Origin of the sequence: Nitrosospira sp. Is2, assembly GCF_033095785.1 — a bacterium.
Lineage (GTDB): Bacteria > Pseudomonadota > Gammaproteobacteria > Burkholderiales > Nitrosomonadaceae > Nitrosospira.
The window spans coordinates 3,187,017-3,197,549 of the sequence record NZ_CP137134.1 but is presented as its reverse complement, the minus strand read 5'-3'; the positions used below and the strand labels follow the sequence as shown (position 1 = coordinate 3,197,549).

The 10,533-nt window shown below is 52.9% G+C and carries 10 protein-coding genes and 1 tRNA gene; 4 read left to right on the top strand and 7 right to left on the bottom strand.

Translation table 11 applies throughout. The annotated features are described in order from the left end of the window. Window positions 1-146 precede the first annotated feature (146 nt). The 4 genes from motB to flhD form a co-directional block, all read right to left on the bottom strand. A complete protein-coding gene (gene motB / locus R5L00_RS13985; RefSeq protein WP_317652414.1) occupies window positions 147-1,064 on the bottom strand; it encodes a flagellar motor protein MotB in 918 nt (305 codons plus the stop codon). 26 nt (window positions 1,065-1,090) lie between these two features. Continuing rightward, window positions 1,091-1,951: a flagellar motor stator protein MotA gene (gene motA / locus R5L00_RS13980; protein WP_317652413.1), complete on the bottom strand. Its 861-nt coding sequence runs from the start codon at window positions 1,949-1,951 to the stop codon at window positions 1,091-1,093. A 340-nt stretch (window positions 1,952-2,291) separates the two neighbouring features. After that, window positions 2,292-2,840 (bottom strand): flagellar transcriptional regulator FlhC, encoded by a 549-nt coding sequence (flhC, locus tag R5L00_RS13975; RefSeq protein WP_317652412.1) that lies wholly within the window; start codon window positions 2,838-2,840, stop codon window positions 2,292-2,294. 19 nt (window positions 2,841-2,859) lie between these two features. Next, window positions 2,860-3,177, bottom strand: coding sequence for a flagellar transcriptional regulator FlhD (gene flhD, locus R5L00_RS13970; RefSeq protein WP_107693223.1), 318 nt, complete (start codon window positions 3,175-3,177; stop codon window positions 2,860-2,862). A gap of 1,102 nt (window positions 3,178-4,279) precedes the next feature. On the opposite strand from flhD, the gene R5L00_RS13965 reads away from it, so the two are divergent. Then, window positions 4,280-6,550 (top strand): putative bifunctional diguanylate cyclase/phosphodiesterase, encoded by a 2,271-nt coding sequence (locus tag R5L00_RS13965; RefSeq protein WP_258192592.1) that lies wholly within the window; start codon window positions 4,280-4,282, stop codon window positions 6,548-6,550. 620 nt (window positions 6,551-7,170) lie between these two features. Here the strand turns inward: R5L00_RS13965 and R5L00_RS13960 are convergent. Beyond that, entirely contained in the window at window positions 7,171-8,040 is an 870-nt protein-coding gene (locus tag R5L00_RS13960; protein ID WP_317652411.1) for a calcium-binding protein, read from the bottom strand. 580 nt (window positions 8,041-8,620) lie between these two features. Here R5L00_RS13960 and R5L00_RS13955 point away from each other — a divergent pair. Further along, window positions 8,621-8,962, top strand: coding sequence for a hypothetical protein (locus R5L00_RS13955; protein ID WP_317652410.1), 342 nt, complete (start codon window positions 8,621-8,623; stop codon window positions 8,960-8,962). Here R5L00_RS13955 and R5L00_RS13950 read toward each other — a convergent pair. Beyond that, on the bottom strand, window positions 8,959-9,189 hold the full coding sequence (locus tag R5L00_RS13950; protein ID WP_317652409.1) for a hypothetical protein: 231 nt from the start codon (window positions 9,187-9,189) through the stop codon (window positions 8,959-8,961). The two genes, R5L00_RS13955 and R5L00_RS13950, sit on opposite strands and share 4 nt — an antisense overlap. Window positions 9,190-9,242: 53 nt before the next feature. Here R5L00_RS13950 and R5L00_RS13945 point away from each other — a divergent pair, with 53 nt between their 5' ends. After that, entirely contained in the window at window positions 9,243-9,407 is a 165-nt protein-coding gene (locus tag R5L00_RS13945; protein WP_317652408.1) for a hypothetical protein, read from the top strand. A 256-nt stretch (window positions 9,408-9,663) separates the two neighbouring features. Here the strand turns inward: R5L00_RS13945 and R5L00_RS13940 are convergent, their stop codons facing one another. Then, window positions 9,664-10,086 (bottom strand): hypothetical protein, encoded by a 423-nt coding sequence (locus R5L00_RS13940; RefSeq protein WP_317652407.1) that lies wholly within the window; start codon window positions 10,084-10,086, stop codon window positions 9,664-9,666. A gap of 295 nt (window positions 10,087-10,381) precedes the next feature. On the opposite strand from R5L00_RS13940, the gene R5L00_RS13935 reads away from it, so the two are divergent. After that, window positions 10,382-10,470, top strand: a tRNA-Leu gene (locus R5L00_RS13935). Window positions 10,471-10,533: the final 63 nt, after the last annotated feature.

Below are 10,533 nucleotides of genomic sequence, written 5' to 3'. Positions count from 1 at the left end.
CAATTCCATTTTAAGGACAAAGGCATTGTCCGGGATTTTTTTAAACCATGTAACTCATTGACCGGTAGGGGTTGCCGCCTATGCCATGTGTAATGCTCATACTACTGTGAAACCGGGTTTTGTCGGGGCACCGGCCTATATCTGGTTTAACTGGCGCGTTGGGGTTGCGCCGTTCGGGGGTCGTATGCTGCGCTGGTACGGATTTCTTTCGTCTGGGCGCCTTCCTTGCCAAGCGCCTCCACGGCCTTGTTGCTCATTACGATAATGCTGATACGCCGGTTCACGGGATTGGCAGGATCGGTTTTGTCGAACAGCACCACCGAACTCAAACCGACCACACGCAAGATCTTTTGCTCGCTCATGCCGCCCAGGATAAGCTCGCGCCGTGAAGCGTTGGCCCGGTCGGCGGACAGTTCCCAATTGCTGTAATTCTTCTCCCCGCTCGCATAAGCTGTAGCATCGGTGTGGCCGGACAAGCTCACCTTGTTTGGCATTTCGTTCAGGACCGCGCCGAGCTTGCGCAGAATTTCGCGCGTATGCGGTTCCAGCTCGGCTCGCGCCAGGCCGAACATGGGCCGATTCTTGTCATCGATAATCTGGATGCGCAAACCTTCTGTAGTAATGTCCAGCAGCAGCTGCTTGCGAAACTCCCGCATGGTCGGGTTGGACTCGACCAAACGCTCCAGCCTGGTTTTCAAATCCTCTAGCCTGAGCTTGTCGCGGCGTTCCAGCTCACCCTGCGCGGCCTTGAGATTAACCGGCTGGTCACTTCCACTTCTGACCTGCCCGTCACGTCTCGTCAGGTCCTTCCCTCCTCCCTGGATGAGGCTGGTACGGTCTCCGCTGCCGGCTCCCCTGTTCGGGATCGGATCCAGCGGAGTCTGGAAATATTCGGAAATACCTTGCAGCTGGGACTGGCTGGCGGAGGTTATCAGCCACATGAGCAGGAAAAATGCCATCATCGCAGTAACGAAATCGGCATAGGCGATCTTCCACTGTCCCCCATGGCTGCGATGATGCTTTTTGATTCTCCTGATGATAATGGGACGGGTTGCTTCGGCCATGGCTTATGTTCAATCAGCTAGTTGCGCTATTTGGTTCTCGGTTGCCTGACATGTTCATCCAGCTCGGTAAAGCTTGGCCGTTCGGTGGTGTAGAGCACCTTGCGTCCAAATTCCACTGCGAGCGCCGGGGTATAGCCATTGATGCTGGCAAGCAGGGTGACGCGGATGCATTGCAGCATCTTGGTGGAATCGTTGAGTTTCTGCTCCAGCACTGCCGCGCATGGCCCGACAAAACCATAACCGAGCAGAATACCCAGAAAGGTGCCTACGAGCGCCTGCGCAACCAGTATACCCAGCTCCGACGGTGGCAAGCCGACGGAGGCCATGGTATGAATGACACCCATTACCGCCGCCACGATGCCGAAGGCCGGCATGCTGTCGCCCAGTTTGGTGATGCAGTGTACGGGTATCTCACCCTCGTGGTGGTGAGTCTCGATTTCGTTGTCCATCAGGTTCTCCAACTCGAATGCATTGAGGTTGCCGGAAACCATGAGGCGCAGGTAATCGGTAATAAATTCGACCACCTCATGGTTGGCCAGGATGCTGGGGTAATTCGCGAAGACGGGGCTTTCGCCCGGCTGGTCCACGTCATCCTCGATTGACATCATTCCTTCCTTGCGCACTTTTACAAGCAGCTCATATAGCAACGACATCAGGTCCATATACATCGCCTTCGTATACTTGGGGCCTTGCAAAATCTTCGGTAGCGCCTTTAAGGTTGCTTTCTGCGCCTTATGCGTATTGCCTAGCAGGAACGCGCCTATCGCCGCCCCGGCAATCATGAGCAGTTCAACCGGCTGATAAAGCGCCACCAGATGCCCACCGGCGAGGACAAACCCTCCAAATACCGAGCCGACAACGACGAGAACCCCTACGATAACGAGCATTTAAATGTGCTTCCGATAGATTGTTCGCGCTTCTTCATGACCCCACGACACCCTCTCAATCATCGCAGCGGCGCGTCCCGAACATAAACTGAGCAGGCGCATAAGGGGGTCGACCGTGACCAGGCAACGCACCTTCAGTAACGGTGAGAATCAGGCAAACTTTAGCAAACGGGGGAAAGGTCCGGAATGACACGACTGAGCTCTCGCCTCGTTGATACAAAGCGCCATAAAAAAATCCCTTCGGGCGGCGGAAGCCCGGGAGGACCTTGGGAGGACGATTGAAAGGGGTGGCTAAGGGGGGTTACTACGGGGTTACTACGGGGTTAACTAAGGGGATTAACTAAGCCGCCACCGCAGGGAGAGTACTGGGTCGCGCCCTATTGGTTTTTCCAGCTCGAGAGGGCGTATGGCACAGCCCGCATACATAACGGTTATGAAGATCGTGGGCATGCACCACAAAATGCCCGTGGCACTGCGTACAAGAGGTGGTTTGCAGCATCCCACCATCGAAAAACCGCACCAGGGTCCAGGCTCGGGTAAGACTTAAGACCGGCTCCATCTCGCTTACCCGGCAGTGCTCCAGGTAGAGTTTATAGCTTTTGACAATAGCCTGAATGCCCCGGCAATCGCCATGCTGGATCAGGTAGTGGTAAATATCGGCAAATACCGAGGAGTGAACATTCGGCTGCCAGGTTAGAAACCAGTCGGTGGAAAAAGGCAGCATTCCTTTGGGGGGAGAGACGCCTCTCAGTTCCTTGTAGAGCTTGATCAGCCGCTCTCGGCTCAGGCTGGTTTCGCTTTCCAGCAACTGCAGTCGCGCACCCAGATTGATCATCTCTATCGCAGCCTGGATCTCTCTGGCTTCGGATACTACGCTCTTCTTGCGCATGAGCAAATCTCCGTAGTGATCAGGAAATTTCTTCGACCGATTGACCTGAGAGAAGGATAGCTGCATGGGACTGAGCCATCGTTTTTTCTTTGCTGTAGTTCGCGAGCATGCCAAACACCAGGCTGTCGTCGAAACGGATGCGGCATAGCATCATATTCGAATTGGATAGTTTGAGAATTTGCCCGGGTGTCAGCACCCTGAGGATTTCTGCTATATCCTTGCTTATGCCCAGCCGGAAAATCGCCATATCCTTATCGGCGTGCACCATCTGCTGGGCCAGCATAAGGTATGTTAGGTTCAGTTCCTTGATTTCAGTCGTCATCTCATTATCGTTCATTTCCCAATCCCTCCCTTCGTCTCTGTGAATGAGTGCATTGTCCGTATCCACTCAACTTGGGGAAACCGGAATTCATCCGATTTGTGTGTAGGAAATAGCGAGCAATCCGCGTAGGAAGTTTTCCTACGCGGAACTCTTTGAAGGGGTGTGAGAAACTGTTCTGGAGTGAAAAGAGCGCGAAAGCCTGTTCCGGCAAACAACGCATGCGCTCCTTTTACCCGGTGGCAATCAGTGCCAGCACACAGAAACGGCGGTGCCGCGCGGAACTTTAGAGTGAAGACAAAATTTTTTTCGGGATCTGGTCAGGCGGGTAGCCGTACGAAGAAGCCGGAAAGCAGAATAAACGAATCCGGTACCGATCGGGTTGACAAGAATAATGCGCGAACAATATTATCAACCCAGTCATCGTAGCCGGATGGCTGATGGACCGTGCGTAAGCCTTGATTAGAACCATCTGCAGCGCCGTCTTCAGGCGTAGAGCTCATGCGGGTTTTAAAAAAAAGACAGCAAGATATTCGAGATTGAAACAAAGTCTTATGTGAAGCCCAGCTCAGTAGTCCATATCTCCGACGCATTATCAGATCAAGAACATAGTTCTTGTTTTTCTTTTATCAACGAAGCCGGAGTTTGCGATGATAATCCTAACCGAGCCGGTTGGCAGTATACCTAGACCCCTGAACTAACTGAGGCGCTCGCGAATCGGGACTGCCTGATTCCGACGACACCTCGACAAGCCGTGACACAGCGTTTGCGAAGATACAATCGCGTGTGCGCGGCACCGCGCTCGCTTCGAAAATAATAACAGGACAATAGTGACCCGGTGGTGGTATCAAGGAGCGGGACGCTGCTACGCTTTAGCTACCGGGTATTGACCTGTTACAAGCTGGCTCGAATTTGGATAAAAGTCATTACCGTCCGTTTTTAGTCCATGAACCCATACTTCCCCGCATCCCGTGGATGCCGAGGGTTACCAGTCCGTAATAAACTTTACATTCTGTTTTTCTTTTGTGCGCTTCCCGCAGCCATACTACCGATCAGGGAAAGGCATTGAGATTATTTTGTCTCCTTCAACCCATGCACCAGGCTGATCAGCCATGAATTTATGAAGCATAAGCCAAGATTACCTCCGGTAACTCGTTCTTATCAGAAACGGACGAACCAGGGGGAGCCCCCCACCGTTGAGACCGCCGATCAGGAGGAGGCTCTGCTTTACTCCACGGCCCTGCAAACTTCACGTGCCATCCTTGAGGCGCGTGAACAAACTGAGCATGAGCTCAATCAAGCAAAAAAAGCACTGGAGGAAAAAACGGCGGAACTGGATCGATCAGTCGCCATGTTGAGAGCGACCATAGAATCGACCGCTGACGGGCTTCTGGTTACAGATAAGCACGGCAAGGTGCTTTGCTACAACCAGCTGTATGTCGATATGTGGCCAATACCAGGCCCGCTTATGGACAATGGCAGGCACCAGCCTATTATCGAGTATTGTTCCGCTCAGTTAACGGATCCGCAGCAATTCGTCCGATTAACTGGCCACATTTATGTGATGTGGCCGCCAGAAAGTTTCGATGTGCTTCAGTTTAACGATGGACGTGTATTTGAACGATATACGAAAGTCAAATTTGCAGAAGGGCGAAATGTGGGTCGCGTCTGGAGCTTCAGTGACATTACTGAACGCAGACGAGCGGAAGCCTATACAGCACAGTTAGCGGCTATTGTGGAGTCCTCCAACGATGCGATCGTTGTCAGCGATCTCAACGGTACTATTACCAGCTGGAATACGGGCGCAGAAAAGATTTTTGGATACCAGGCCAGCGAAATAATAGGGTCTTCCATATGTCGATTGATGCCTCCGGACGGCCTGGAAGAAGAGGACAACATCATGAATCTCAAGAGTGGAAAGGCTATAGGCCATTTTGAGACTGTGCGGTTACGAAAGGACAATAAACCCATTGATGTTTCCGTCACAATTTCTCCGGTAAGGGATGGTTCAGGCCGAATCGCCGGCGCCTCAAGTGTCCTGCGCGATATATCGCAGCGCAAGGAATCACAGGCGCGCATCGAGTATCTCGCCCATTACGATTCACTTACGGAGCTGCCAAACCGCGCATTGCTTGCAGACCGGATGAAAATTGCGATAGGAAACGCTGCCCGATATTCCACACGGCTAGCATTGCTATTCTTGGACCTCGACCGCTTTAAGCTGGTCAACGACTCGCTTGGCCACGAAATCGGCGATAAGCTCCTCAAGGTTGTCGCGGAGCGTATGCGGTCCACCATCCGCAATACGGACACGATAAGTCGAGTGGGAGGTGACGAGTTCGTCGTCCTGCTAAGTCCGATCGAGAAAGAAGAGGACGCCGCACGGGTGGCCAAAAAACTTATTGCAGTGGTTGCTCACCCGTATCTAATCGACGAACATGAGCTGATCCTGACCGCAAGCGTCGGAATCAGCCTGTATCCGGATAACGGCAAGGAAGCAGGCAGTCTGCTCCGTAATGCCGACGCCTCGATGTATTCTGCCAAAGAAGCCGGCAGGAATAGCTATCAGTTTTATACAGACCACTTGAATTCCCGGGCAGCCGAAAGGCTCAGTCTCGATCGCGACCTTCGCGTGGCGATTGAGCGGGATGAAACTTTTACAGTATTCCAGCCGCAGATAGAGCTTACAAACAGACAGGTTATCGGCGCGGAAGCGCTCGTGCGATGGCGCCATCCAAGACGCGGATTAGTTTCACCTGCAAGCTTTATTCCTGTTGCCGAGGACAGCGGCTTAATTCTGTCTCTCGGGGAGCGCATTCTACGCGAGGCTTGCATACAGGCGCGCCGCTGGCATGACGATGGTGTCTTTAATCGCTTTAGCATTGCGGTAAATGTTTCAGCCGTGCAATTTCGCCAAAAAGATTTTACAGATGTTGTACTGCGCGTAGTCTCCGAAACAGGCCTTTCGCCAACACAACTTGAACTCGAAGTAACCGAGAGCGTAGTGATGCAAAATGTGGAGTCCGTTGTCCAGAAAATGCGTATCCTTAAGGACCACGGCATAAAAATAGCGATCGACGATTTCGGTACTGGTTATTCCAGTCTATCGTATTTAAGACAGCTTACTGTTGATCGACTGAAAATAGACCAGTCTTTCATCCGAGACCTCCCGGCGAACGATGACGCCAAGGCCATCGTTCGCGCCATTGCCGCAATGGGCCGCAGCTTGGGATTAAGCGTTACCGCGGAGGGTGTGGAGACAGAAGTGCAGGAAAAATTTCTGCAGAGCATCGAATGCGACGAAGGCCAGGGTTACCTATATGCAAAACCCATGGTTCCGACTGATTTTGAAGCATGGCTGAAAACGTGGAATTCTTCGCTCCTTCAATAGCGAGCTCCACCATTTCCGTGCATTGCGGATACCCGCACCGCGGTGCTAGCGCCCGATTGACCGGCACGCGTTGCAGTGCCCGTGCCGCGTTCGCTCCCTAGGACTTCGGGCACTGACCAGTCGCCTCCAAGGGAGCATGCCTGTTCCCCCGGTACGTGCAGCGAGCGCCTAAGTTCTCGCCCCCTCCCCTCTGCTGCAGGCGCCCGAATACGATCCAACTTTACCGGCCAGAAGTACCACAGCCAAGACGATTTTTTTGACACTTGCGCGCTTTCATCTCAATCAGAAACTCGAACAAAAAGTTACGCCAGGTCGATCCCACCCTTTCGCCCCCGCACCTTTCGCTGTATCGACAAGAACGTGAAGGAAATCGCTTCAAGATTCGCTTCCGTTCACCCTGCTTGGGAGCGAACTTAAGTAAGAGCAAAAAATCGACGGAGAACCGGGAACCCATCCGATTTCAATGGCGTGAGGTCTGTTTCTGCCGCTCCGTTTTGGTCGACCGGATAGCACATAAAAAATAAATGCCCACGGATTCCTCCGCGGGCATCTATTCTGATTACTTGAATCTCAGGTCGGCTTTGTGTCTCTCGTACACAAGACTTGGACTTGGTGCGGCCTCAGTATGCTACGAGGATATCCGATGCATCGAGATCTCCTTTTCCGACGATCGTAATCTCCGCCAACTTGACGAGTCCGTACGAATGCCCGCCCTGCTCCCCATCAGCGTCGAAATACAGCGTACCCGTGTCAGAGCCTCCCTTTCTGTCCCAGACGAAATGGTGATCAACATCGCCGGGTTTTTCCCACTTTTCATAATGATGCGATTTCTCGTCCGTGAAATACTTGGGGTTTAAGTGACCGTCCTTTTCCCAATCATGGTATTTCTTATCTTTGACCGCATCATCGAGATCATCTTTGCAGAATACCAGTTTGTCGTCTGATTTGCCTTTGTCATAATCATCCCGGCCGTGCTTGGGGTCATTGTCTTCAAAGTCCTTTATCTTATCGGGACCGTCCCAATTGAACTTGCCCCCGTTCTTGTCACCGGTGAAGGCGAAGTAATCGTTGCCCTTGCCTCCCCAGAGGGTGTCATAGCCTTTGCCTCCCACGAGGATATCGACGCCGTCACCGCCGTTGAGCTTGTCATTCCCTTTGCCGCCTATCAGCGCATCGTTGCCCTTGTTCCCATTAATCGTGTCATTGCCTCCGCGACCATTCAGATAGTCGTTCTTGTTCGAGCCATTGAGGTGATCGTCCTTCCAGTCCTTACCATATTTATATTTGCCGTCATAGTCCCTGTTTTCCAGCCATTTTGGGAGACAGGCACCGTCGTATTTATCGCCGTATTTGCCCGGGTGACTGCCGTATTCCTCGTAGTCTCCGTTATCTTTGCCGCCCTTATCGTCCTTCTTATCGTCCCCTGGCCCCTTGCCGTGGTCCTTTGCATCTTTGTCGTAATCGTCGTGGCTTGCTTGAGAGATTCCCATGTTTGTCTCCTGAGGGTGAGTTAAACATTGTGTTACATGCATGTAAAAACAGGTCCGGCCGAAGCCGGTCGCAGGGCGGTTATTATTCTATGGACCAGGCTGCTCTCCCTCGTCAACCCCTAAAACGATCCACTCCCGCACCTTGCAACTACCCCCCAGCAGGGACTGTGCCAGTGGCCTTAACTGCTTATTGCAATTGCGGTTTTACGAGGGAATAACTCGGGGGTGACCTCAACCCGAACAATCTTCCCTGTCGCCGCAGAACCCGACAGTAAAGCTGTCGCGCAAGAGTTAGGATGCGTATAAGCTATTGAATAATAAGGTAAATTTGGCTGTCTCCATTTTGACACAATATATCCTGAAAAATTCATCGACTTTTGGTGTAATAGCGATATACAGAGCATCTATCTATTGTCTCCAATTGACGACCACTTGGAAAAATTATGGAAAAAATATGGTCGGGATGAGCATAGCCTGATCCGGTCTCGAGATCCGTCTGCCCAACTATCAGGCGCGCCGAGAAGGCGTGAGCCGCTGTTAAGGGCCAGGGTACTTCCGCTTCGCGCCATCGGGAGGGAGGGTGCTGAGCTTCGACTTCGATTCCGCCGGTAACCTGATCGCAGCTGACGCGATCAGGGGATTGCTATCGATCAGTCCCAAGGGTCAAATCACCATGCTCGCAGACACGATGGAGGGCGACCCGATCCGCTATGATGCCGTCATCGTGGCAGGTAATGGCAAGATCTATTTTAGCGATGCGTCGACCCGCTTCGCGCCCTCGGAACGGGGCGGCACTTTCGAGGCTAGCGTGCTCGACATCGTCGAGCAGTCCTCCACTGGGCGCATCCTCGAGTACGACCCGAGCAAACAGGCGGTGCGGATCATAGCCACGGGCCTGAGCTTTGCCACCGGTGTGCGCTAAGTAACGACGAGCAGTACCTGTTCATCAACGAGACCGGTAAATACCGAGTGTGGAAGATCCCTGTGTCGGCTCACAACCTCGACATTGCAGCTGGCGGGTCCCAGGCCACTGTCCTCCTCGACAACCTGCCCGGCTACCCGGACAATCTGATGCGTGGACTGAACGGCAAAATCTGGCTTGGTTTTGCCAAACCGCGTAATCGGGGCGGCCGATTCGATCGCGGGCACGCCGTTCCTGCGCCAACTCGCGCTGCGACTTCCGCGCGTTGTGGCGGATCGCAATGCCCTATGGACATGTGATGGCCTTCACGGAAGACGGCAAGGTAGTGGCTGATCTGCAGGACCCCACCGGGGTCTACCCCGATACGACCGCCGTTACAGAAACTGAAGACCGGCTCTATGTGCAGAGCCTCCACGCAAAGTGGCTGGGCTGGCTGTGGCGCTGAACAATGCGTAGGACCGCACATGTGTGCCGGCAAAGGAACCAGGCGCAAGACCGGGGCGGCAAAGGATGATGCCTCAAATAGAGGAGCACCTAAGCCCTGTTGAACGCCTGGAATTTCACGAGCCCCGCCGACGCACCGGCCGGGCAAGGTTGGGGCTCACTGTCCGGCGGCGGTTACCTCAAACACCGCCGCCGATAGCCCGATATTTGAGGAAAGGGAAAGGACTGAACTGAGTATTGCGCAACTGCAGGGGTCACTATAATCCGCGCACACTATTGGCCGGTTGACTATCGGACGCGTGCTTCTCCTGAAGCTTCGAAGCCGTTTGACGATGCACATTCGCCTCTTCTATGGTGGCGGTCACCGTCTGCTCATGAGCGCGAATCAACGCTTCAGTATGCGATTGCAGGTCTTGGGCCTGTCTACCATAGAGATAGCTTTTATTCTGATATTGCTCCAGCAATTCCTTTTGTTCTTTCAATTTCGCCTGCACCTGAGCAGCAACATCTTCATAATGTTTCGCCACGGCCTCGTGGTCGCCCGAAGTTGTGGCATTCTGAGCAGCGGCGCGAATCTCGGGTGTGTCGACAGGCTGAGCCGCCGTTGCGGTAGAGCTCAGCAAAGCCAACGACCCCATCACAGATAAAGCGGCGAAAATACGTACCAAATTTGTTTTCATGATGAGAATGAACCCATATAGAATTAATGTGAGTTCATCGTACTGCAGTCAATACCATCAGTACATTGGGGAAACCATGGTTTTAGACTAAGGGAAACCCTTATAAGCTGCTTTAGACCGGGGGAGTTTGTTTGAGCGTCGTTGGGTCTGGGCTGTCATGTTGCCTTGATGCTCTTCACCCCCCCATCAGCGGACCTTAACCTTATGCCCGCTCTAAACTCGGTAAAATTTTGCAGACGTTTCCGTGTCTCCAGCCTCTCCGCTTGAGTTACAATAAAAAAAACCTTACTCTACCGCCCGGATGGTGAAATCGGTAGACACAAGGGACTTAAAATCCCTCGGGCTTAATCGCCCATGCCGGTTCGATTCCGGCTCCGGGCACCAGTAATCAATAAGTTATACCGTCTTTGAGGAAATTTTCGGTAACTGAAAAATAATTAGTAAGCG

Bases quoted from the DNA above. Each gene is read 5' to 3' on its own strand.
- motB (WP_317652414.1), bottom strand. From the start codon at position 1,064: ATGGCCGAAGCAACCCGTCCCATTATCATCAGGAGAATCAAAAAGCAT.
- motA (WP_317652413.1), bottom strand. From the start codon at position 1,951: ATGCTCGTTATCGTAGGGGTTCTCGTCGTTGTCGGCTCGGTATTTGGA.
- flhC (WP_317652412.1), bottom strand. From the start codon at position 2,840: ATGCGCAAGAAGAGCGTAGTATCCGAAGCCAGAGAGATCCAGGCTGCG.
- flhD (WP_107693223.1), bottom strand. From the start codon at position 3,177: ATGAACGATAATGAGATGACGACTGAAATCAAGGAACTGAACCTAACA.
- R5L00_RS13965 (WP_258192592.1), top strand. From the start codon at position 4,280: ATGAAGCATAAGCCAAGATTACCTCCGGTAACTCGTTCTTATCAGAAA.
- R5L00_RS13960 (WP_317652411.1), bottom strand. From the start codon at position 8,040: ATGGGAATCTCTCAAGCAAGCCACGACGATTACGACAAAGATGCAAAG.
- R5L00_RS13945 (WP_317652408.1), top strand. From the start codon at position 9,243: ATGCCCTATGGACATGTGATGGCCTTCACGGAAGACGGCAAGGTAGTG.
- R5L00_RS13940 (WP_317652407.1), bottom strand. From the start codon at position 10,086: ATGAAAACAAATTTGGTACGTATTTTCGCCGCTTTATCTGTGATGGGG.